The organism is Massilia sp. 01N410 (genome assembly GCF_056399665.1).
The window spans coordinates 61,753-83,905 of the sequence record NZ_JBFTRV010000024.1; the positions used below are offsets into that span (position 1 = coordinate 61,753).

Genomic DNA, 22,153 nt, shown 5'->3' on the forward strand with positions numbered 1-22,153 from the left:
TCATTTGATGCACAAGCGCTCCCGAGCCGCCTGATACTGCGCCTTCAGCCGCTCCACCATCTCCGCCACCGTCGGCACGTCATCCATCAGCCCGACACCCTGGCCCGCGCCCCAGATGTCGCGCCAGGCCTTGGCGCTGCCGGAACCAAAACTCATCTTGCTCTTGTCCGACACCGGCAGGTTCTCCGGATCCAGCCCGGCCGCCACGATCGATTTTTTCAGGTAGTTGCCGTGCACGCCGGTGAACAGGTTGGTGTACACGACGTCCGCCGCGGCGGAGCCCACGATCGCCTCGCGGTAGGCATCGCTGACGTTCGATTCCTTCGTCGCCAGCCAGCGCGAACCGATGTAGGCGAAGTCGGCGCCCATCGCCTGGGCCGCCAGGATGGCGTCGCCGGTGGCGATCGAGCCGGACAGCGCGATCGGGCCATCGAAGAATTTGCGCACCTCGCCCACCAGCGCGAACGGCGACAATGCGCCCGCATGGCCGCCGGCACCGGCCGCGACCAGGATCAGGCCGTCGACGCCCGCCTCCAGCGCCTTCTCGGCGTGGCGGATCGAGATCACGTCGTGCATCACGATGCCGCCGTAGGCGTGCACCGCGTCCATCATCTCCTGCGGCGGCGCGCGCAGCGAGGAGATGATGATCGGCACCTGGTGCTTCACGCAGACCTCGACGTCATGCGCCAGGCGGTCGTTCGACTGGTGGACGATCTGGTTGACGGCGATCGGCCCGACCTTCTTATCCGGATGCGCTTCCTGGTAATCGCCCAGCTCGCGCTGCAGGTCGGTCAGCCAGACGTCCAGCTGCTCGGCCGGGCGTGCGTTCAGCGCCGGGAAGGAGCCGACGATGCCGGCCTTGCATTGCGCGGCGACCAGCGCGGGGCCGCTGGCGATGAACATCGGCGACGCGATGACGGGTAAGGAAAGATCTTGCAGGACGGTAGGCAGCGCCATGGATATTCTCGCGGATGGGGTTGATCGGACCAGTTTTCCGATTATAGGGTCAAAAAAGCACGACCGTGCTAGATCTTCGGCTCTAATTCCGGCACTCAACTGTCCAGCAGCTGGTCGCCCTGCAGCCGCGCCGCACCGGCCTTTTCCAGCGCCTGCACCGCCCAGCGCGCCAGTTCGGCGGCCGGACGCGGCAGGAAGCGGCCACGCGCCAGCACCAGCAGCGGCACGGTCCCGAACAGGGCTTCCACCTCGGCCAGCGGCATGCTGCGGCGCTCCAGCAGCAGGAATTTCAGCAGCACCTTGACGGCATTCTCGGCGTTGCGCACCGGATCGGCAGCCAAATAATCAAGGCGGCCGTAAGCCCGCTGCAAAGCGGCGTCGACATCGGCAAACGGCGCACCATGGCCGGGAATGACGAGACCTGGCCGCAACGAGGCGATCAGGTCGAGCGTGGCCCTCACCTCGTCGAAGCCAGGCTCGCCCGCCAGTTCAGGAAAGATCACCCCGAAGCCGTTCTGCCACAGGGCGTCGCCGGCGATCAGGATGCCCTCTTCTTCGCACCAGAACAGCAGCGCGTGCGGATCGTGGCCGGGCGCGGCCAGTGCCTGCCACTGCAAGTCTCCCATGATCAGCGCATCGCCGGGCGCGATGGTCTCGTCGACGCTGAAGCGCGTGCATTGCTGGCCGGTGGCGCGATAGCTCAGCGCCTCCTCGTCCCAGGCCCGGACCTTGTCGGCTTCGGCGACCGGAATCGCGATGCGGCAAGCGAAGGCGTCCTTCAAGGCCGCGTTGCCGCCGCAGTGATCCGAATGCAGGTGGGTGTTGACGATCCGGTCCAGCGGGCGGCCGTCCAATGCGTGCCGCACCAGCGCCAGGGTTTGATCGGCATGCGTGACGTAGCCGCTGTCGACCAGGGTCGTCCCGGAGCGACCGCTGAACAGGACGTTGTTGGCGGACAGCCAGCCGCGCTCGAACACCCGCATCGAGGCCGGCAGCCGCATCACTCGAAGAGCTGCGCTTCGCGGCGGCGGATCTCGGCCCACACGGCGCGCTTGTAATCGTCGTCGGCGCGGCCCCAGGCGACGATCTCGTCGATGGTGCGCATGCAGCCTTCGCACAGGCCGGTCGAGGGGACCATGCGGCAGATGTTGATGCAGGGGGATGGGACGGGGGTTTGCTGTTCCGGATTCATGGTCATGCTGAAGCTTTCTCGATCTTGCCTGCCAGTTTGGCATTGAAGCGCGCCGGATCGATCACGACGCGCTCGTGGATGCCTTCGCAGATGCGTTCGACGTCATCCCAGGCTTCGACCCTGAAGCGCACGCGGCGGCCGTCGACCTCGAGGACCTCGCCCTTCACGTGCAGGGTCATGCCGGGCGGGGTCGGCGCCACGTGCTGGAAGCTGACCATGGTGCCCAGGCTCTGTTCGTTCGGCCAGTCCATATAGGGCATCATGCCATGCAAACAGGCAAGTTCCATCATCCCGACCATATAGCCGGTAGCGAGCACGTCCGGCATGTCGAGGCAGAATGGAGTATCGTGGTAGAGCTGAGGCACCGTGGCGCGTGCAGGTACCGTGTAGTACCACTCGAAGCGGATGCCGGGCTGAAATTCGGGACGCATGGTGGGCAGATTAACGTATCCGGACGAATCGCGCTTGACCAGAAAGCTCATGGGCGTAGAGTTCGACCCTTTGGCCCGCACAGTAAGGTTGATGCAAGTTTGCCGACCAAGACTGAGAACCCGGCCATGGCGCCGACAAAGGAGGGCTGATGTCCCTAAGTAATAAATTGCTGGCGCAAATGCGCGCCGCGACCCGTTCCCTGATGCGCCGCGGCCCGTCCGTGGCGCGCACCGTGATGCGCGAATCGATCAAGACCGCCTCCAGCATGCACCCGGCGGCAAAACAGAAAGCGGCCTCGAACCAGATGAGCTTTGATCCCGTCTCCGACATGTTGGCCGACCTGAGCCGGATCGGCCAGTCGGTCAATCCCTTCAATGTGCCGCCGCTGTCCACCGGCGCGGCCGCGATCGGCCTGCCCGGCCACTTCATCGACGGATCGTTCACCGCCGACGCCGGCACGCGCGACTACAAGCTCTACGTGCCGAGCACCTATGCCGGCCAGCCGTCTCCGCTGCTGGTGATGCTGCACGGCTGCACCCAGAATCCGGACGACTTCGCGCTCGGTACCGGCATGAACGTGCTGGCCGAGGAGTGGAATTGCCTGGTCCTGTATCCGGCCCAGTCGCAGCAGGCCAATGCCCACCGCTGCTGGAACTGGTTCAATGCGATCGACCAGAAGCGCGACCAGGGCGAGCCGTCCATCATCGCCGGAATGACGCGCGACATCATGGCGCGCTACGTCGTCGATCCGCAGCAGGTGTACGTGGCGGGGCTGTCGGCCGGCGGCGCGATGTCGGCCATCATGGGCACCCTGTATCCGGAGCTGTATGCGGCGGTGGGCGTGCATTCCGGCCTGCCTTTCGCGGCCGCGCACGACCTGCCGACGGCGATGGCCGCCATGAAGGGCGATTTCCGCCGTCCGAAAAGCGGCAAGGTGCGCGAGCTGCCGATCATCGTGTTCCACGGCGACCAGGACACGACCGTGCACCCGGCGAATGGCGAAGAATTGATCCGGCGCCGGCGGCGCCATGCGGCCGAACAGGTCGCGGTCGAGCCGGGCCAGGTGCCCGACGGCCACGCCTACACGCGCACGGTGCACCGTCATCCGGACGGGACGATTCATGCGGAACACTGGCTGGTGCACGGCTTCGGCCATGCCTGGTCGGGCGGCGATGCGCGCGGCAGCTATACCGACGGCAAAGGCCCGGACGCGAGCCGCGAAATGATGCGCTTCTTCCGCACCCGGCGCTGACGATGCAGGCCTTAAACCTTCCCGGACGACGCCTGTTGCTGTTGCGCGATATGCTGGTCCAGGCAGGCCGGACACCAGCAGCCGGGCACGGGCTGTTCCGCGCCGGATTGCGCGACGGGAACCGGTACGACCGGCGGCAAGGCGGTGCACCAGCACGGGCCGTCGCCGCCGTCCACCATGGCGCAGCCGAAGGCGGCGCCGCAACGTGTACAAATGCTCATGGGCCCACCTTAGCCGCATGGGCCGGAAAATACAACAAGCTGCCTTTATAATGCGCACTGCGACGGGCCATTGCCTGTAAAATCTCGCAAATTCTTTTTGGACCCCCAATGAACGCTACGCTGAGCACAATGACGGGCGACGACCAGAAGAACGACCTGACTGCGGTCTCGCCGCAGATCAAGGCGCAGATCCTGGCCGAAGCACTTCCCTATATCCGCAACTTCCACGGAAAAACCATCGTCATCAAATACGGTGGCAACGCGATGACCGACGAACGCCTGAAACACGGGTTCGCGCGCGACGTCATCCTGCTGAAGCTGGTCGGCATGAACCCGGTGGTGGTGCATGGCGGCGGTCCGCAGATCGACAACGCCCTGAAAAAGATCGGCAAGCAGGGCACCTTCGTGCAAGGCATGCGCATCACCGACGAAGAGACCATGGAAGTGGTCGAGTGGGTGCTGGGCGGCGAAGTCCAGCAGGACATCGTCATGCTGATCAACCACTACGGCGGCCAGGCGGTCGGCCTGACCGGCAAGGACGGCGGCCTGATCCGCGCACGCCGCATGGCGATGCCGGACAAGGAAAAGCCGGGCGAATTCCTCGACATCGGCTTCGTCGGCGAAATCGAGGCGATCAATCCAGCCGTGGTCAAGGCCCTGCAGGACGACGCCTTCATTCCGATCATCTCGCCGATCGGCTTCGGCCAGGATGGCCAGGCCTACAACATCAATGCCGACGTCGTCGCCGGCAAGATCGCGGAAATCCTGAAGGCCGAAAAGCTGATCATGATGACCAACATCGCCGGTGTGCAGGACAAGCAGGGCAATCTGGTCACCGACCTGTCGGCGCGCGAGATCGACGAGATGTTCGCGGACGGTACGATTTCCGGCGGCATGCTGCCGAAAATCTCGTCGGCACTGGACGCCGCCAAGTCCGGCGTCAATACCGTGCACATCATCGACGGGCGCATCGAACACAGTTTGTTGCTGGAAGTCTTGACCGAACAGGCCTTTGGCACTATGATCCGGTCTCACTGAAATTTTGCAGCGGTTCAAGTCGCTGCAAAATGGAAGAACGATGCCCTTGTAGCTCAGTGGTAGAGCACTCCCTTGGTAAGGGAGAGGCCACGTGTTCAATCCACGTCAAGGGCACCATCTGGAGCGGTAGTTCAGTTGGTTAGAATACCGGCCTGTCACGCCGGGGGTCGCGGGTTCGAGCCCCGTCCGCTCCGCCAGAATCGAAGAGAAAAGGTCCGACTTGTCGGGCCTTTTTTCTTTTTAGCTACAGGAGGGTCTCCCCTGCGGGAGACCCGGTTTCGGGCTCGAAGGGAATCGCTTGCAAGCGATTCCGCGGCCCGCGGGACGTGGGCGAGCCCCGTCCGCTCCGCCAGAATCGAAGAGAAAAGGTCCGACTTGTCGGGCCTTTTTTCTTTTTATGACCCGTCCTGGAATAGATTGACACTTTCAAGGAGTGTCGACATGGACGAGAGGGTAAAACGTACACAACGCGACTACACCCTGGCCTTTAAACTTGCTGTAGTTGATGAGGTGGAAAGGGGCGAACTGACGTACAAGCAAGCGCAGCAGCGATATGGGATTCAGGGCTGTTCGACAGTGCTGAAGTGGCTGCGCAAGCATGGGCGCCAGGATTGGGGTAGCCTCAAGGGACCGAACCAGCGCAGGAGCGATCCCGTGAGCAAGCAAGCTAAACCGCAGACGCCAGAGCAGCGCATCAAGGAACTGGAAACGCAGCTCAAGGATGCCAATCAGAAGGCGCAGTTGTTTGAGGCGATGCTGGAGGTGATCCGGAAAGAGTACGGGGTCAAGCTGCCAAAAAAGCCTTCAGGCGAGTCATCGAGCAAGGGCAGGTAGCGGGCTTGAGTCTCGCCAAGGCATGCAAATTCATTGGTATAAGCCGACAGGCGTACTACCAGCAGATCCGTGCCGAAGCGGCCTTGCAGGAGCGTGATGGCAAGGTCGAGAAGTTGGTGCGGGAAGTGCGTCGGCGCCAGCCGCGGATAGGTGGGCGAAAGCTGCATTATCTCTTGCACGATCGCTTTTCAGCTGCTGGCATCAAACTGGGACGCGACGCTTTGTTTGCGACGTTGAAGCGCGTTCACCTGCTGGTAGCGCGGGCCAAGGCGTACCACAAGACGACTGACAGTTTTCATCGGTTTCACAAGCATCCTAATCTGCTCAAGCCTGCAACAGCCATCAAGGTGGCACAGCGTTCCGAGCAACTCTGGGTCGCCGATATCACTTACATCCCCACACAGCAGCAATGCGTGTACCTGAGCCTGATTACGGATGCATTCTCCCGCAAGATCGTCGGCCACCACGTCCACGCCACCTTGCAAACCGAGGAGGTAGCCAAGGCCTTGAAGATGGCACTGGGCTCACGACACGGCCGTCTACCGTTGATTCATCACTCCGATCGCGGGCTCCAGCATTGTGCAAGCAGCTATCAGGCCCTGCATCAAAAACATGGCCTGACGTGCTCGATGACCGACGGATACGACTGCTACCAGAACGCCTTGGCTGAAAGGATCAACGGCATCCTCAAGACAGAGTATCTGCTAGCCCGTCCTCGAGACCTGGACCAGGCAAGGCGCATGGTGGAACAGTCAGTCGATATCTACAACAAGGAACGACCACACCTGGCCTTGAAATACAAAACGCCCGATGAAGTACATCGGGCGTCTTTAAGAGCGCAAGAATCTAGCGAATCTTGCTACATTTGACTGTCAACCTATTTCAGGACTAGTCATTCACTTCAATAAACCCGCTCCACCTGCGCGCCCTGCTCCTGCAACAGCGCCGTCACGCTCCCTTTTCCCAGCAGGTGCAGCACGCCGACCGCGGCAAAGGTCTTCCTTTCCTGACGCAGCAAGTGCAGCAGGCCCCCGGCCAGGCCGGCATTGCGTTCCTTGAGCAGCACCTGGTTCACGAATTTCCCGGACACGCTGGCGTCCGCATCGCCGCGCGCGGCGATCGCGTCGAGGGCGGCGCGGTCGGCGCTGCGCCAGGCCTGCACCATGGCGCGCGCTTCGCGGCGCTGGGCGCCGGAGACGATCGTGCCCATCGTCTCGTCGAGGAAGCGCCAGCGCTCGGGCTCGCTCAGGCGGTCGAGCAGCGACGGCTGGCGGTCCAGGGATTCGAGTTCGAGGATGCGGGTGCCCTTCGCGCGCGCCTGCCGCGCCAGCCAGGCCTCGCTCGACAGCTGGCTGCGGTAGCCCTGCCTGGTGTACTCGGCCATCGCCAGCAGGGTTGCCAGCAGCACCGGCTTGAAAGTCCTGGCGTTGGCGGGATCGAGTCCGCCTTCCGCGACCAGGCGTTCGAGCAGGGCGCGGCGCTCGGGATCCATGCCCTCGTAGCCGGCGCTGCCGGCTTCCAGCATGCCGTGCTCGTGCAGGGCGCGCAGCAGTTCGCGCTGCGGCTGCGCGGGATCGATCTCGAGCGCCAGGGTGGACGACTGGTCCAGGGCCTCGGCGATGCGCGGCTCGAGCGGATAGAACTCGGGCAGGCCGACGTGCAGGGTGCCGAACAGGTGCATTTCGTGGCCGTCCAGCGTGATCCGGAACAGGGCGCCGCGCTCGGCCGCCGTCGCCGTGGGACTGGCCAGCCAGAGCAGGCCGAACAGCAAGGCGAAGGATCGCGAAACAATGGCGGGGACAACGCGGGACATGAGCGGAGGCATACGCTCTCCTCGTCGGCATGGATAATCGGACTTGTCATTTGATTATCGAACTGCCCGACAGTGACCCTCTGCGCATGCGCACATGCGGTGTCGATATAATGCAAGGCTGCCTCCTCTTACAAAGCTTGCCGTGCCTACTCCCTCCTCCCTCGTCTGGCTGTTTGACCTCGACAACACCCTGCACGACGCTTCCCACGCGATCTTTCCGGCAATCAGCGCCAACATGAACACCTATATCGCGCGCGTGCTCGGCGACGGCACCACGCCGGCCAGCCAGGAAGCGGTGAATGCGGCCCGGCTCGGCTACTGGAAGCGCTACGGCGCGACCCTGCTCGGCATGATCCGCCACCACCAGGTCGACGCCGCCGACTTCCTGCGCGAGACCCACGACCTGAAAGCCCTGCAGGACATGATGCGCTGGGAACGCGGCCTGTCGCGCGTGCTGAAGCGCCTGCCCGGCCGCAAGATCCTGCTGACGAATGCGCCCACCGCGTATTCGACCGAGGTGCTGCGCCATATCGGCCTGCAGCGCCACTTTGCCCACCATATCGCGATCGAGGACATGCACGTGCACCGCCAGCTGCGGCCGAAGCCGTCGACCTTGATGCTGCGGCGCCTGCTGCGCAAGCACCGGCTGGCACCGCAGCGCTGCGTGCTGGTCGAGGACACCCTGGTCAACCTGAAGCACGCCAAACGCGTCGGCATGCGCACCGCCTGGGTCACGCAATACCTGCGCTACGCCGATCCGAGCGGTAAAGCCCCCCTGCCGAAAATGCTAAAACGACCCGCCTATGTCGATGTCAAAGTAAAATCCGTAGTTCAGTTGCCGGCGCACCTGCGCCGGCTGCGCTCATCGACCTGAATTTCGACCTGAATACGGAGCACCACGAGAACATGGCAAGCACCAAGCCGGGACAACGAAAACTGCAGATCCTCCAGGCCTTGGCGGCCATGCTGGAGCACCCGAAGGGGGAGAAGATCACGACCGCGGCACTGGCCGCGAAACTGGCGGTATCGGAGGCGGCGCTGTACCGTCACTTCGCCAGCAAGGCGCAAATGTTCGAAGGGCTGATCGAGTTCATCGAGTCCAGCGTCTTCGGCGTGTGCAACCAGATCACGGAACGCGAAGACGACGGCGTGGCCCAGGCGCATGCGATGCTGCAGATGCTGCTCTTGTTCTCGGCGAATAATCCCGGCATGACCCGGGTACTGATCGGCGACGCCCTGGTGGGCGAGGACGAACGCCTGCAACTGCGCATGAACCAGTTCTACGACAAAGTCGAACTGGCGTTCAAGGGCGCGCTGCGGGTGGCCGTCACCCAGGGCCACGGCCGCGAGGAAGACGTGGGTGCGCGCGCCAGCCTGCTGGTGTCCTATGTGACCGGACGCTGGCACCGCTTTGCCAAGAGCGGCTTCCGCCAGCACCCGGCGGAAAACAGCGCCCTGCAACTGTCGCTGCTGCTGGCCGCCTGACCCGGGAGCCCGAATGGACGACGGCATCTTTGCCCTGCTCGACGACGCGAGCGCAGACGGTAATCCGCCTTCCCGCTCGCGCCTGTACCGCGACTACGCCGGTATGCTGGCCTGCCACACGGTGCAGGAATGGCCGGCGCTGCTGGCGCGCCTGCAGGAAGCGCTGGCGACCGGCCTGTACGCGGTGCCGGTGCTGAGCTATGAGCTCGGCGAACAGCTGCTCGGCATCGTGCCGCCGGCCGCGGTCCAGGATGCGCCGCTGGCCCAGGTACTGCTGTTCCGCGGCGTCGAGCTGCTGTCGGCGGGCGAAGTGAAGAACTGGCTGGACGAACGCGCCGGCGCCGGCGGCCCGGCCGGGATCGCCGACGTGCGCAGCAACGTCGACGAGGCGGCCTTCACCCGCGCCATCGGACGCATCCGCGACTACATCGCCGCCGGCGACACCTACCAGGTCAACTACACCTACCGGATCCGCTTCGACGCCTTCGGTTCGATCTTCGCCCTGTACGCGCGCCTGCGCGAGCGCCAGCCGGTGCCCTACGGCGCCCTGATCGCCCTGCCGGACGGCCGTGCGGTGCTGTCGCTGTCGCCGGAACTGTTCGTGCGCCACGACGCCGGCCGCCTGCTGGCGCGGCCGATGAAAGGTACCGCACCGGCCAGCGGCGACCAGGACATCGACGCCGTGCGTTCCTCGGCGCTGGCGGCCGATCCGAAGAACCGCGCCGAGAACCTGATGATCGTCGACCTGCTGCGCAACGACCTCGGACGGATCGCGCGCACCGGCAGCGTCGGCGTGCCGGCCCTGTTCGAGGTGCGCCGCTACAGCAGCGTGCTGCAGATGACCTCGACCGTCCAGGCCCAGCTGGCCGACGGCACCGGGCTGGACGCCATCTTCGACGCGCTCTACCCCTGCGGCTCGATCACCGGCGCACCGAAGCGCCGCACCATGGAGATCATCCACGAGCTGGAGCCGGCCCCGCGCGGCATCTATACGGGCGCGCTGGGCTGGATCGATCCGCCGGCCTTCGGCGCCCACTCGGCTGCCCTGGCCGGCGCGCGCTTCGGCGACTTCTGCCTGTCCGTGCCGATCCGCACCCTGGTGCTGCAGCCCGAGCACAACGGCGTTCGCCACGGCGAACTCGGGGTCGGCGCCGGCATCGTCTACGACAGCGATCCCACCGCCGAATATGCCGAGTGCCGGCTGAAGGCGGGCTTCCTGACCGGGCTGCCGAACGGCTTCCAGATCTTCGAGACCATGTACGCCACCCGCGAGGAAGGCTGCCGCCACCTGGAACGCCACCTGGCGCGGCTGCGGGCTTCCAGCGCCTACTTCGGCTATCCCTTCGCCGAGGAACTGGCGCGCGCCGGCGCAATCGCCGCCTGCGCCGTGCTGCCCGAGCACACCCCGCACCGCCTGCGCCTGGCGCTGCAGCCGGACGGCGAGGTCGTCGTGCAGACGGCGCCGCTGACGCCGCTGGAAGGCCCGGTCGAGGTGCTGTTATCAAGCGAACCGGTCGACTCCAATGCCCTGTTCGCGCGCCACAAGACCACCATCCGCAGCCGCTACGACGCCGCCTGGAAGCAGGCCGAAAACGAAGGCGCCTTCGACACCCTGTTCTTCAACGAGCGCGGCGAACTGGCCGAGGGCGGCCGCAGCAGCGTGTTCGTGCGGGTCGGCGAACGCTGGTACACGCCGCCGCTGTCGTCCGGCGTGCTGCCCGGCGTGATGCGGGCCGTGCTGCTGGACGATCCTGCCTGGAATGCGATCGAATGCCCGATCTCGCGCGAGACCCTGGAGCGCGCCCAGGAGATCGTGGTCTGCAATGCTTTACGCGGACCGTTGCGGGCAACGATTCGGCGCTGACCGAAGCATGGTCCTGCCCGCCTGCCCTAGCATGGCGGGCATGAAACTGATCGATTACCTGAACACCCATTTCCTGACCCGCGGGCAGCTGCTGGCGCGCTGCGGCATCGACGACGTCCGCCTGGGCGAGCTGCAGGAACGCGGCATGATGCCGCGGCCCGCCTACCGCCTGCGTGTCGAGCTCTCCTGCGATTCCTTCTTCGGCCCGCACGGCGAGCAGCACGTGATCGACTGGTACCCGCAAGGTGCGCCCGCCTGGGCCGGCCTGCTGGCAGCGCTGGACGGTCCGCGCGAGGCCTACGCGATCTTCGCCTCGCGCTACCGGCGCCGGCTGGCGCGGCTCGGCGACGACGGCCTGCCCGCGGCCGCTGACCAATTGAACGGCGATGCCCACATCGCGTCGGAGTGGCGGCACTTCCTGGACGGTACTTATGGCCTGTGCACCCGCGCCGGGCTGCCGGAAGAGATCGCGGCCAAGGAGGCGGCCATCGTCCTGATCCGCGAACTGACGGCGTTGGGCGCGCAGCAGGGGCTGGATGAGGAACAGCGCCGGCAGCTGGCGGCCGCGGTCGACCTGCTCGACCGCGTCAGCGCGCCCTTCGCCCCGCACGAGGTGGCGCGCAGTTCGCGCCGGCGCTGCGTCGACGAGGTACGCGCCGCCTGGCTGCGCTAGCGCGGGCTCAGCCGCCCAGCGCCTGCTCGATCTTCGACACCAGCGCCGCATCCTGCGGCGTCACCTTGCTCGGGAAGTACTCGAGCACCTTGCCGTTACGGTCGATCAGGTACTTGTTGAAGTTCCATTTCGGCTGGTTGCCGGTTGCCTTGATGAGCTCGGCGTACAGCGGATTCGCGTTCGCGCCGGTCACCTGGGTGCTGGCGAACATCGGGAATTTCACGCCATAGGTGTTGTAGCAGAGGTCGGCGATCTTCTTGGCGTCTTCCGATTCCTGCTTGAAGTCGTTCGACGGGAAGCCCAGCACCACCAGGCCGCGCGCCGCGTACTTGGCGTACAGGGCTTCCAGGCCCTGGTATTGCGGGGTGAAACCACAGTAGCTGGCCGTGTTCACCACCAGCACCACCTTGCCGGCGTACTGGCACAGGTCCTGCGGCGCCTCGTCCTGCAGGCGCTTGAAGGTGTGCTTCAGCACGGCCGGGCAGGATGCCGCGGCCGCCGCGGGCGCCGCCGCGGGGGCGGCGTTCTGGGCCTGGACAGGTGCGGTGGCGGCGGCGGCGGCGCCGAGGGAGAGCAGCAGTGCGATGGTCTTGGACATGGCGGCGAGAAAAGGATTAATAAAATCCCATTCTATTCCACCTTGACCTTCGCGAGGTCGGCCTTCGGCGCCGGCCACGACAGATTCATGGCCTGCATGGTCTCCAACAACAAATGCGCGACGATCAGGTTGCGGTGGGTCTTGGAATCGGCCGGCACGATGTACCAGGGCGCATGGCCGAGGTCGGTCGCGGCGATCGCATCCTCGTAGGCGCGCTGGTAAGCGTCCCATTGCGAGCGCACGGCCAAGTCGGTCGGGTCGAACTTCCAGTGCTTTTCCGGGTCATCCAGGCGTTCCTGCAGCCGCTTCTTCTGCTCCTCCTTCGACAGATGCAGGAAGATCTTGATCACGGTGGTGCCGGATTCCGCCAGCATGCGCTCGAAGTCGCGTATGTGGGCGTAGCGGCGCTTGGTCTCCTTGCCATCGATGTCGCCCAGCACGCGCGGCACCAGCACATCCTCGTAGTGGCTACGGTTGAAGACCGCGATCAGACCGTTGCCGGGCACATGGGCGTGGATGCGCCACAGGAAATCGTGGGCCCGCTCGCGCTCGGTCGGTGCGTTGAAACCGGTTGCCTGGATGCCCATGGGGCTGATCTGAGAAAACAGCGCGCGCGTGGTGCCGTCCTTGCCGGCGGTGTCCATGCCCTGCAGGACCAGCAGCAGTTTCTGCTTGCGGCTGGCGTACAGCATCTCCTGGAAGCGGGCCACCTGGCCGATCAGCTCATCAGTCAGCGCTCGCTCGCGTTGCTTGGCGCCGCCGTTGCCGTTCTTCTCGCGCAGCGGCGTCAGGCCGGCGTCCTCGTCGCGCAGCTCGACCTTCTTCGGCGCGCGGAAGCGCTCGCGGGCGTTCATGCCTGGGCGTCGAGCTTGCGGTGCTCGATCAGCATGCAGTGGTTCATGACGACCTCCAGGCCGGCGGCGCGCGCCAGGTCGGCCGCGGCCTGGTTCTCGATCCCGAGCTGCATCCACAGCACGCCGGCGCGCACCTCGATGGCGTCCTTGGCGACCGGCGGCACGTCCTCGGACTTGCGGAAGACGTCGACCACGTCGATGCGGCGGCCCTCCTTCGCCAGTGCATCGGCGGCTTCCTGCAGCGTGGCGTAGACCGGGCGGCCGAGGATTTGCTGGCCGGCGTAGGCCGGATTCACGGGCAGGATCTCGTAGCCCCGGGATTGCAGGTAGTCGGCCACTTCGTGGCTGGCGCGTTCGGGTTTGTTCGACATGCCGATCACGGCAACGGTCTTGGCGGATTTCAGGATCTGTTCGATGGTTCGCATGCTGGGCTCGCTATGTTATTGTCGCGCCTAGCTTATCAGCTTTATATCGCGCTCCGGCGCATGACCCGCAATGACGATCCGCCCTGCCCTCGCCTTCTCCCTGCTGCTCGCCGCCACCGCCGCCTTCGCCCAGACCTTGCCCGAGGTCGAGCGCAGCATCGTCCCCGTCGCCGCCTGGGGCGGCACCCCGGCCGACCCGGCGCTGGCGCATCGCCAGACCATCACCCACATCACCCTGCACCACCAGGGCGAGCCGTTCAGGCCGGGCACCGATCCGCGCCAGTACCTGCGCAAGCTGCAGACCTGGTCGCGCAACACCAAGCACTGGCTGGACATCCCCTACCACTACATCATCGACCTCGACGGCAATATCTACGAGGGCCGCAAGATCGACTACGCCGGCGACACCAACACGGAATACGATCCGACAGGGCATGCGCTGATCGAAGTGGTCGGCAACTTCGAGGAGGTCGAGCCGAACCGGCAGCAGCTCGACGCCGTGGTGCGGCTGATGGCGATGCTGGCGCATAAATACGATGTGCCGCTGGACCACATCGCCAGCCACCGCGATTTTTCAACACAGACCGTGTGCCCCGGCGCCAACCTGTACCGCTATGTGCAGGAAGGCTACTTCCGGCACAAGGTGGCGTTGCGGCTGGCGCAGGAGCAGCCCGGCACGCGCTAGGACCGCGCTGCGCCTCAGCCTCCGCAGCTGCTGGTGTTCCACTTCCAGTCGTTGGTGAAGGGGTCGAACACGCGCGGCGCCTGCCATTTCTCGGTGCGGCCATCGGCGAAGGTGCGTACGCAGCTGCCGTTCACGCAGCGGTTGGTGCAGCTCAGGGCCTGGACGGCGCGGGTCGCGACCTGGCGCGCAGGCGCCTTGGCCTTGCGTGCGACCTCGGTCTGGGCGGCCAGCTTGTCGAAGGAAGCGGGAGCATTGCTCATGCCCCTGTTGAAGGCCTTAACGGTCAGCTTGCAGGTTTCGCCGGGTTTCGCCCCCTCCTTGCAATTCGCCATGACGGCGGCAACCGCGGCCTCCATGCTCGCTTCCATGCGCACCGACGCATAGCTTGCGGATTCGGCCACCGCATAGCCCCACTCACCGAAGTGGGTCTTTACTTCGCACCTGACCGGCTTGCCTTTCTGCTGTTTGGCGCACTCGTCGAGGGCATCGGCCCTGGCGTCGGCTTCGTTGCCGAAGTTGTAGCTGAACTGGGTCGCGACCAGCAGTCCTTTCTCGTCCATGGCATGAGCCCAGGCGCCCCAGCTGCCGCCCGACTCCCAGTACAGGGCCGTGAACCTGCAGTTCTTGTAGTTCTTGCGGCAATCCGCCATCGCCCGGGCGCGGGCTTTTTCGGGCGTATCGTCGGTGGCCGAGAACATGCCGTCGTCGCCCTTGGCCAGGGCGATCGCGCCGGGGACGGTCCGGCTGGTCAGGATCCTGCAGTTGTTGACGCGTTTGCCGCATTCCTCGAGGGCTTCCGCCTTGGCTTCGTCGAGGCTGGCGGCGTTGGTCACGGTATATGTGTAGTTGTCGTCGCCGACGGCCACGGCGGCGGCGCCGAAGGCCGTGGAGGCGGCGCCACCCAGCAGGGCGGCAAACAGGGAGGAACGGATAAGCTGCGGGAAGTTCATTGTGTGCTCTCGTCGGTTGGTTTTGATGACATCCGCATATTGCCAACCGACAACTTCCGGCACCAGTAGGCTTGCGACGAACACGGCATTCCCGGGAATGGATACGGCTTTCCCGGGAATTCGGCGGCGCTACATCTGGCGGAAGGCGTCCTGGCCCTGGTAGCCGGAGCTCACGCTCAGCACCTCGGCACGGCCCCGCAAATGCACCTGCATCTGGCCCTCGCGGCGGTGGACGGCATCGATCCGGCGCCGGTTGACGATGGCGCCGCGGCTGACCTGGATGAATTCCTGCGGGTCGAGCTGCTCCACGAGGTCTTTTACGGGAATGCGGATCAGCGCCTCGGTCTGCGGCGTGACGACCTTGGTGTACTTGGCTTCGGACTGGAAGAAGATCACTTCATCGGTGGTGATCACACGCAGGATGCTGCCGACCGAGGCCTGGATCCAGGACAGGTAGCGCGGCGCCGCTGCCGCCGCGGGCGCATCGGTGGTGGCGGCGGGCGCGGGCGCCACGGTTGGCTGCCGGCGCAGCTGCAGCCGCGCGATCGTCTCCAGCAGGCGGCCCCGGTTGAGCGGCTTGACCAGGTAGTCGACCGCGCCGACGTCGAAGGCGTCCAGGGCATGCTGGTGGTAGGCGGTCAGGAACACGATGACGGTGCCGGGCGGCCGCACGCGCGCCACGTCCAGGCCGCTGGCCTTGGGCATATTGATGTCGAGGAAGGCGATGTCGGGCGCGTGGGTGCGCAGCGCCGCCAGGGCCGCGGCGCCGTCCGCGGTCTCGGCGACGATGTGCAGTTCCGGCCAGAGTTCGGCCAGCGCCTGTTTCAGTTCGGCGCGCAATAAAGGTTCGTCTTCGGCGATCAGGGCTGTGGGCATGGATTACGGAGGTGGTTCGAGGGGAATGACGATGGTGGCGGCAAAGCCGCCGGATGGCGGCGCGCCGACTTCCAGCCAGGCGCGGTTGCCATACATGGCTTCCAGGCGGCGGCGGATGTTCGACAGGCCGACGCCGGTGCCGCCGACGCTCGAGAAGCCGCGGCCGTCGTCGGCCACCGTCAGGCGCAGGCAGGCGTCGTCCGCGGCGGCCGCCAGCGAGATCGTGCCGCGCTCGGCATCGGCCAGGCCGTGCTTGATCGCGTTCTCCACCAGCGAGATCAGCATCGCCGGCGGGAATGGGTGCTCGAGCAGCGCGTCGGTGGCGGTGAAGGTGTAGCCGAGGCGCTCGCCCATCCGGATCTGCATGATCGTCAGGTAGTGGCGCGCCAGGTCCATCTCCTTGCGCACGCTGGAATGCTCGGCCCGCAGGTCGTCCATCGCGCAGCGCAGGTAGGCGATCAGGTGATCGAGCATGTGCTCGCCCGCGCCGACATCCTCGCGGTACAGGTGGCGCACGTTGGCCAGGGAATTGAACAGGAAATGGGGTTCGATCTGGGCCTGCAGGATGCGCAGCTGGGCCTCCACCGCCTGCTCGCGCAGGGCGTCGCGCTGGCGTTCGGCGGACAGCATCGAGAGCTCGGCGCGCAGGGGCTGCAGCAGGTGGGCTTCGATGTACTGCATCTGGGCCACGGCGTCGGCCGGCGGCGCGAAGAGGTAGAAGCGATAGATGCCGTCGCGCAGCCGGCACACCACCTCCACTTCCGGCACCGCGTCGTCGCCGGTGCGGAGCGAGACCATCAGCTTGTTCGGGCTGCAGTTCGGCCATATGAGCTCGTAGCGCAGCGCGTTCGCTTCCCGCACTGCGACCAGGCGCGGAAGCCCTCCGGTCAGCGGGCGATCGAGGCCGGGGGTGCTGCTGTCCATCAGGCGCTCCAGCCGGCGTACCAGCGTATCGTGGACTTCGCTGGCGTCGCCGGCCAGGCGGACCGACTTGCGCAGCAGGCTGCCGTCGGCGACACCGGCCAGCGCGCCGGTGGTGTAGCCGAGATGATGCAGGCGCCATACGCCGGTCAGCAGCGCCAGCGCCGGCAGGGTCACGAGATAGCCCAGCATGCCTTGCAGGGCGTCGGGCGCGGTGACGGCCTGGCGTATCCGGGCCTCCGTCTCGACATCGCTGTTCATGAAGATGATCGCAAGCAGCGTCAGGATCGCCACCAGCCAGAAGGCCGTGTGCTCGATGAAGGCCTGCAGCTGCAGGGCAGCCGCATAACGGCAGACCGTCCGTGCGGGCGCCGGCCGCCCCAGACGCACGGCGAAGGCGAAATACGCGGCCTGCACCAGCACGAAGCCGAGTACGGCGACGATGGGAGACAGGCTGCGCAGGCTGAGAATGATCATGCCCCATACCACCACCACGATCAGCGACCATGCGGTGAGAAGGCCGACGTTGCGAAGGGTGACTGCGGTATTGCCGCGGAGCCGGAAGAGCGGAAGGGATTTGGAAGAGGACATGGAAGCTATATTTGCATGCAGCAACATTATCTTCCACTTCGATGCGACGTAGGGCACCCGTATGCCGACGGATGCCCGATTTCAGGGAATTCGGCCGGCATCAAGGCAGCTTCATCCCCTTGATCTCGCGTCCGCCCTGGGCCAGCACCAGCTGCCCGGGCGTCGCATCGTCGAAGCGCAGCTCGGCATCCACCTGGTTCGAAAAGAAAGTCCGCTCGTTCAAGGCGAACACCTCGACCTTCGGCTGCCCGGTGGCCTGGGTCCAGTAGCGGTCGCCGTCGCGGCTGAGTTCGATCGCGAAGTTCGGCGCCAGCTGGTAGCGGCCGGCGTAGGCATCGAATTTCGTGTGATCGATCTTGACGGCCACCCGCGGCGGCGGCGCGTCGCCGGTGCGCGGGCTGACCTGGTCGGCGGTCGGATTGTGCACGACCAGCTGGGTCGCCCGGCCCTGGGCGTCGCGGGTGAACTCGAGGGATTGCAGCGAACCGGGGATGAAGAAGCCGGTCTCGGAATAGGCTTGCAGGGTCACCGGCGGCCGGCCGGCGCGCTGCAGCACCAGGCGCTCGCCGTCGCGGCGCACGGTGCGGGTGTCGTTCCCCTCGACGCGATAGACGCCGGCATAGGCATCCAGGGTCTTCGCATCCAGTTTGACTTCCTTGTACTCGGGGAAGGGATTGCCGATCGCGATCGCGGCCGCCTTGTACGCCGCCTCCCCTGCCGGCGGCAGGCCGGAATCGACATTGCTCAGTACCGCCACATACAGCTTCTCGGCCGGCAGGCGCAGCGCAAAGGTATTGAAACCGTTGATGCCGCCGCCATGGCCGATCATCGGGGCGCCGCGCAGCTTGCCGGTCTCCCAGCCGTAGCCGTAGCCGGTGCTGGCGCCGCCGCTCAGGGTATAGGGCGTGAAGGCGCGCTGCCAGCTGGCGGACTTCAGCAGCTTGCCGCTGCCGACGGCGGCGTCCCAGCGCGCCAGGTCGTCGACGGTGGAGACCAGGGAGCCGGCCGCATAGGGCTGCGTCATGCTGAGCGGCGCCGCCGGCTTGAAACCATCCGACGCCTTCGAATAGCCGAGCGCGCGCGCCGCCTTGTCGCGCTCGTGGCCCTCGTAGGCGGTGCGCTTCATCCCCAGCGGCACGAAGATGCGCTGCTCGACGAACTTGTCGTAGGTCTGGCCGGACACCTTCTCGATGATGGCGCCCAGCAGGAAGTAGCCGGAGTTGTTGTACCGGTAGCGCGAACCCGGCGCGAATTCCAGCGGATCGTTCTTGAAAGAGTCGACCATCTGCCGCACCGTGAGGTCCTTCTGCATGTTCGCCATGTAGTCCGGCTTGCCGGTATAGCTGACGATGCCCGAGGTATGGGTCAGCAGGTGCTCGATGGTGACCTTCTTGCCCTGGCTCGGATAGTCGGGCAGGTAGACGGTGATGTCGTCGTCCAGCTTGATCTTGCCCTCGTCGACCAGCATCAGGATCGCGGTCGAGGTGAACTGTTTGGTGATCGAGCCCAGGCGCATCGGCGTATCCGGGGCCAGCGGCTGCTTGTGCTCGACGTCGGCCAGCCCGTAGGCCTTGCGCAGGATGGTCTTGCCGTCCTTGACCACGATGACGGTGGCCCCCGGCGCATCGGCTTTATAGGTGGCGGCCAGTACCTGGTCGATGCGCGCCGCCACATCCTGGCCGCCATCCGGCGCGGCGTGGACGAGGGGCGCCGCCAGCAGGACGGCGATGGCGGCGCAGACGGGGGACGGCTTGAACATGGCGGCTCCTTCTCTCTCGATGGTTGTGGTCGAGACAAGATAAGAGATGTCATTACGTCAAGCAATGATTTTCCGACGAGCGGTGATCGCCGGAGATGAGCGGTCGGATCGGCGGGGCGAATGGGACTGAAAATAAAAGGCAACCCGCAGGCTGCCTTCCTTTTCAGCGTCGCCAGGCCGGCGCTCCACGGTTCAGGCGGCGCGCTCGTCGCGATGAGGCAGGCGCCAGTCCTTGCGGATGAAGTGGCAGGTATAGCCATTCGGATGCTTGACCAGGTAATCCTGGTGTTCCGGTTCCGCTTCCCAGAACGGGCCGGCAGCTTTCACTTCGGTCATGACCTTGCCGGGCCAGAGGCCGGAGGCATCGACGTCCTGGATCGTGTCCAGCGCGACCTCCTTCTGCGCGTCGTTGGTATAAAAGATCGCGGAACGGTAGCTGGCGCCGATATCGTTGCCCTGGCGATTGGCCGTGCTGGGGTCGTGGATCTGGAAGAAGAATTCGAGCAGGCGCCGGTAGCTGATCTGGTCCGGGTCGAACACGATCTCGATCGCCTCGGCGTGGGTGCCGTGATTGCGGTAGGTGGCGTTGGGCACGTCGCCGCCGGAATAGCCGACCCGGGTCGACAGCACGCCCGGCATCTTGCGGATCAGGTCTTGCATGCCCCAGAAGCAGCCCCCTGCGAGGATCGCAGTTTCTTGTTTCATGGTCCGTCCTTTCAAGCGATCGTTGTGATCCACGCTAGATGAGGACGAGGGACCGTATTTCCAGAACCGCCAGCAATAAAAAAGGCAGCCCGCGGGCTGCCTTCTTGTTCATCACACGAAACCGCTAAAATCAGCGGCCCTTGTGACGCAGCTTGGCGATGGCCGCCAGCTGGGCGATCGCGGCCGCCAGTTCGGCTTGCGCCTTGGCGTAGTCGATCGCGGATTCCTTGTTCAGCATCAGCTCTTCCGCCTGGCGCTTGGCTTCCTGGGCTTTCGCTTCGTCCAGGTCGGCGCCGCGGATGGCGGTGTCGGCCAGGACGGTCACGCCTTTCGGCTGGACTTCCAGGATGCCGCCGGCGACGAAGACGAATTCTTCTTCGGTACGGCCCGGCACTTTGATGCGCACGGCGCCCGGACGGATGCGCGTGATCAAGGGGGTGTGCATCGGGTAGATACCCAGCTCACCCGATTCACCCGGCAACGCGACGAACTCGGCTTCGCCCGAAAAGATCTGCTCTTCGGCCGAGACGACGTCAACGTGAATGGTATTTGCCATGTGTGTCCCTTAAAGGAGGCCGCTTAGGCAGCCAGCTTCTTGGCCTTCTCGATCGCTTCTTCGATGGTGCCGACCATGTAGAACGCCTGCTCCGGCAGGTGGTCCAGTTCGCCCGACGCGATCATCTTGAAGCCCTTGATCGTGTCTTTCAGCGAAACGTACTTGCCCGGTGCGCCGGTGAACACTTCAGCGACGTGGAACGGCTGCGACAGGAAACGCTGCATCTTGCGAGCGCGTGCGACGACCAGCTTGTCTTCCGGTGCCAGTTCGTCCATGCCCAGAATCGCGATGATGTCACGCAGTTCCTTGTAGCGCTGCAGGGTGCCCTGCACGGCGCGCGCGGTGGCGTAGTGCTCTTCACCGACGACCAGCGGGTCCAGCTGGCGCGAGGTCGAGTCCAGCGGGTCCACTGCCGGGTAGATACCCAGCGAAGCGATGTCACGCGACAGAACGACGGTCGAGTCCAGGTGGGCGAAGGTGGTTGCCGGCGACGGGTCGGTCAAGTCGTCCGCAGGGACGTACACGGCCTGGATCGAGGTGATCGAACCGGTCTTGGTCGAGGTGATGCGCTCTTGCAGGCGGCCCATCTCTTCGGCCAGGGTCGGCTGGTAGCCCACTGCCGACGGCATACGGCCCAGCAGTGCCGAGACTTCGGTACCGGCCAGGGTGTAGCGGTAGATGTTGTCGACGAAGAACAGAACGTCTTTACCCTCGTCACGGAAGGCTTCGGCCATGGTCAGGCCGGTCAGCGCGACGCGCAGACGGTTGCCCGGCGGTTCGTTCATCTGGCCGTAGACCATCGCGACCTTCGAGTTGCCCAGGTTGTCCAGATCGACGACCTTGGCATCGGCCATTTCGTGGTAGAAGTCGTTACCTTCACGGGTACGCTCACCCACGCCGGCGAACACGGACAGACCCGAGTGCGCTTTAGCGATGTTGTTGATCAGTTCCATCATGTTGACGGTCTTGCCGACGCCGGCGCCGCCGAACAGGCCGACCTTACCGCCTTTGGCGAACGGGCAGACCAGGTCGATCACCTTGATGCCGGTTTCCAGCAGGTCCTGCGACGGCGACAGCTCGTCGTAGGCCGGTGCGGTGCGGTGGATCGATGCGGTGCGCTCGGCGTTGACCGGGCCGCGCTCGTCGATCGGGTTGCCCAGCACGTCCATGATGCGGCCCAGGGTCGCGTTGCCAACCGGCACCATGATCGGGTTGCCGGTGTTCTGGATAATCATGCCGCGACGCAGGCCTTCCGAGCTGCCCAGCGCAATGGTACGGACGATGCCGTCGCCCAGCTGCTGCTGGACTTCCAGGGTCAGTTCGGAGCCTTCCATTTTCAGTGCGTCGTACACTTTCGGCATTGCGTTGCGCGGGAATTCCACGTCAACCACGGCGCCGATACACTGAACGATTTTGCCATCAGCCATGTTCGTTCCTTCAGATATAGTTTTAATTTCGTTTCGAGAGGTCGT

24 protein-coding genes and 2 tRNA genes are annotated in these 22,153 nt (G+C 65.2%); 10 read left to right on the forward strand and 16 right to left on the reverse strand.

Translation table 11 applies throughout. The annotated features are described in order from the left end of the window. The 4 genes from AC1DOP_RS23985 to AC1DOP_RS24000 form a co-directional block, all read right to left on the reverse strand. Complete coding sequence (locus AC1DOP_RS23985) at positions 1–957, reverse strand: NAD(P)H-dependent flavin oxidoreductase (protein ID WP_442123879.1); 957 nt, start codon at positions 955–957, stop codon at positions 1–3. 95 nt (positions 958–1,052) lie between these two features. Then, positions 1,053–1,958, reverse strand: coding sequence for an MBL fold metallo-hydrolase (locus AC1DOP_RS23990; RefSeq protein WP_477253823.1), 906 nt, complete (start codon positions 1,956–1,958; stop codon positions 1,053–1,055). After that, positions 1,958–2,149 carry a DUF1289 domain-containing protein gene (locus AC1DOP_RS23995; protein WP_442123927.1) on the reverse strand — a complete coding sequence of 64 codons (192 nt, stop codon included), beginning with the start codon at positions 2,147–2,149 and terminating at the stop codon, positions 1,958–1,960. The genes AC1DOP_RS23990 and AC1DOP_RS23995 overlap by 1 nt, the downstream gene beginning before the upstream one ends. Positions 2,150–2,151: 2 nt before the next feature. After that, complete coding sequence (locus AC1DOP_RS24000) at positions 2,152–2,580, reverse strand: thioesterase family protein (protein ID WP_442123880.1); 429 nt, start codon at positions 2,578–2,580, stop codon at positions 2,152–2,154. Positions 2,581–2,729: 149 nt separating this feature from the next. Here AC1DOP_RS24000 and AC1DOP_RS24005 point away from each other — a divergent pair, with 149 nt between their 5' ends. Further along, the gene (locus tag AC1DOP_RS24005) at positions 2,730–3,833 is read left to right on the forward strand and encodes an extracellular catalytic domain type 1 short-chain-length polyhydroxyalkanoate depolymerase (protein WP_442123881.1); all 1,104 of its coding nucleotides are present in this window, start codon (positions 2,730–2,732) and stop codon (positions 3,831–3,833) included. 11 nt (positions 3,834–3,844) lie between these two features. Here AC1DOP_RS24005 and AC1DOP_RS24010 read toward each other — a convergent pair whose 3' ends face one another. Next, a complete protein-coding gene (locus tag AC1DOP_RS24010; RefSeq protein WP_477253768.1) occupies positions 3,845–4,054 on the reverse strand; it encodes a cysteine-rich CWC family protein in 210 nt (69 codons plus the stop codon). Between the two features lie 108 nt (positions 4,055–4,162). Between AC1DOP_RS24010 and argB the strand changes: the two genes are divergently transcribed. From argB to AC1DOP_RS24030, 4 genes are all read left to right on the forward strand, one after another. Next, entirely contained in the window at positions 4,163–5,092 is a 930-nt protein-coding gene (argB, locus tag AC1DOP_RS24015) for an acetylglutamate kinase (protein WP_197416498.1), read from the forward strand. Positions 5,093–5,134: 42 nt separating this feature from the next. After that, positions 5,135–5,209, forward strand: a tRNA-Thr gene (locus tag AC1DOP_RS24020). Positions 5,210–5,212: 3 nt separating this feature from the next. Further along, a tRNA-Asp gene (locus AC1DOP_RS24025) sits at positions 5,213–5,289 on the forward strand. Between the two features lie 244 nt (positions 5,290–5,533). Then, positions 5,534–6,795, forward strand: a protein-coding gene (locus AC1DOP_RS24030; RefSeq protein WP_477253771.1) for an IS3 family transposase whose coding sequence is annotated in 2 segments (ribosomal slippage) — positions 5,534–5,878 and positions 5,881–6,795 — 1,260 coding nt in all. Because the reading frame shifts where the segments join, the coding sequence is not laid out codon by codon here. A 32-nt stretch (positions 6,796–6,827) separates the two neighbouring features. Here the strand turns inward: AC1DOP_RS24030 and AC1DOP_RS24035 are convergent. Next, the gene (locus AC1DOP_RS24035; protein WP_477253773.1) at positions 6,828–7,751 is read right to left on the reverse strand and encodes a TraB/GumN family protein; all 924 of its coding nucleotides are present in this window, start codon (positions 7,749–7,751) and stop codon (positions 6,828–6,830) included. 82 nt (positions 7,752–7,833) lie between these two features. Between AC1DOP_RS24035 and AC1DOP_RS24040 the strand changes: the two genes are divergently transcribed. Genes AC1DOP_RS24040 through AC1DOP_RS24055 form a run of 4 tightly spaced genes read left to right on the forward strand, consistent with a single transcriptional unit; the run spans position 7,834 to position 11,761 of the window. Then, positions 7,834–8,613: a pyrimidine 5'-nucleotidase gene (locus AC1DOP_RS24040; protein ID WP_442123885.1), complete on the forward strand. Its 780-nt coding sequence runs from the start codon at positions 7,834–7,836 to the stop codon at positions 8,611–8,613. Positions 8,614–8,645: 32 nt separating this feature from the next. Further along, positions 8,646–9,224, forward strand: a complete 579-nt coding sequence (gene slmA / locus AC1DOP_RS24045; protein WP_442123886.1) for a nucleoid occlusion factor SlmA — start codon at positions 8,646–8,648, stop codon at positions 9,222–9,224. A gap of 13 nt (positions 9,225–9,237) precedes the next feature. Beyond that, positions 9,238–11,088, forward strand: coding sequence for a chorismate-binding protein (locus AC1DOP_RS24050; RefSeq protein WP_477253776.1), 1,851 nt, complete (start codon positions 9,238–9,240; stop codon positions 11,086–11,088). Positions 11,089–11,128: 40 nt separating this feature from the next. Next, positions 11,129–11,761, forward strand: coding sequence for a DUF6058 family natural product biosynthesis protein (locus AC1DOP_RS24055; protein ID WP_477253778.1), 633 nt, complete (start codon positions 11,129–11,131; stop codon positions 11,759–11,761). A 7-nt stretch (positions 11,762–11,768) separates the two neighbouring features. Here the strand turns inward: AC1DOP_RS24055 and AC1DOP_RS24060 are convergent, their stop codons facing one another. The 3 genes from AC1DOP_RS24060 to AC1DOP_RS24070 are packed head-to-tail and all read right to left on the reverse strand — an operon-like array spanning position 11,769 to position 13,638. Next, positions 11,769–12,359 carry a glutathione peroxidase gene (locus AC1DOP_RS24060; protein ID WP_442123889.1) on the reverse strand — a complete coding sequence of 197 codons (591 nt, stop codon included), beginning with the start codon at positions 12,357–12,359 and terminating at the stop codon, positions 11,769–11,771. Positions 12,360–12,391: 32 nt separating this feature from the next. Next, positions 12,392–13,213 (reverse strand): PPK2 family polyphosphate kinase, encoded by an 822-nt coding sequence (locus tag AC1DOP_RS24065; RefSeq protein ID WP_442123890.1) that lies wholly within the window; start codon positions 13,211–13,213, stop codon positions 12,392–12,394. Next, positions 13,210–13,638: a CoA-binding protein gene (locus tag AC1DOP_RS24070; RefSeq protein ID WP_477253781.1), complete on the reverse strand. Its 429-nt coding sequence runs from the start codon at positions 13,636–13,638 to the stop codon at positions 13,210–13,212. Before AC1DOP_RS24070 ends, AC1DOP_RS24065 begins: the two co-directional genes overlap by 4 nt. Positions 13,639–13,708: 70 nt before the next feature. Here AC1DOP_RS24070 and AC1DOP_RS24075 point away from each other — a divergent pair, with 70 nt between their 5' ends. Further along, the gene (locus tag AC1DOP_RS24075; RefSeq protein ID WP_477253783.1) at positions 13,709–14,323 is read left to right on the forward strand and encodes a peptidoglycan recognition protein family protein; all 615 of its coding nucleotides are present in this window, start codon (positions 13,709–13,711) and stop codon (positions 14,321–14,323) included. A gap of 14 nt (positions 14,324–14,337) precedes the next feature. Here the strand turns inward: AC1DOP_RS24075 and AC1DOP_RS24080 are convergent, their stop codons facing one another. The 7 genes from AC1DOP_RS24080 to atpD form a co-directional block, all read right to left on the reverse strand. After that, positions 14,338–15,273, reverse strand: a complete 936-nt coding sequence (locus AC1DOP_RS24080; RefSeq protein ID WP_477253785.1) for a DUF4189 domain-containing protein — start codon at positions 15,271–15,273, stop codon at positions 14,338–14,340. 129 nt (positions 15,274–15,402) lie between these two features. After that, the gene (locus tag AC1DOP_RS24085; protein ID WP_477253787.1) at positions 15,403–16,149 is read right to left on the reverse strand and encodes a LytR/AlgR family response regulator transcription factor; all 747 of its coding nucleotides are present in this window, start codon (positions 16,147–16,149) and stop codon (positions 15,403–15,405) included. Between the two features lie 3 nt (positions 16,150–16,152). Continuing rightward, positions 16,153–17,661: a sensor histidine kinase gene (locus AC1DOP_RS24090; protein WP_477253789.1), complete on the reverse strand. Its 1,509-nt coding sequence runs from the start codon at positions 17,659–17,661 to the stop codon at positions 16,153–16,155. 100 nt (positions 17,662–17,761) lie between these two features. Next, positions 17,762–19,420, reverse strand: a complete 1,659-nt coding sequence (locus AC1DOP_RS24095; protein ID WP_477253791.1) for a serine hydrolase — start codon at positions 19,418–19,420, stop codon at positions 17,762–17,764. A 192-nt stretch (positions 19,421–19,612) separates the two neighbouring features. Then, positions 19,613–20,125, reverse strand: a complete 513-nt coding sequence (gene msrA / locus AC1DOP_RS24100) for a peptide-methionine (S)-S-oxide reductase MsrA (RefSeq protein WP_477253793.1) — start codon at positions 20,123–20,125, stop codon at positions 19,613–19,615. 130 nt (positions 20,126–20,255) lie between these two features. Beyond that, positions 20,256–20,681: a F0F1 ATP synthase subunit epsilon gene (locus tag AC1DOP_RS24105; protein ID WP_442123898.1), complete on the reverse strand. Its 426-nt coding sequence runs from the start codon at positions 20,679–20,681 to the stop codon at positions 20,256–20,258. A gap of 23 nt (positions 20,682–20,704) precedes the next feature. Continuing rightward, entirely contained in the window at positions 20,705–22,108 is a 1,404-nt protein-coding gene (gene atpD, locus AC1DOP_RS24110) for a F0F1 ATP synthase subunit beta (RefSeq protein WP_442123899.1), read from the reverse strand. Positions 22,109–22,153: the final 45 nt, after the last annotated feature.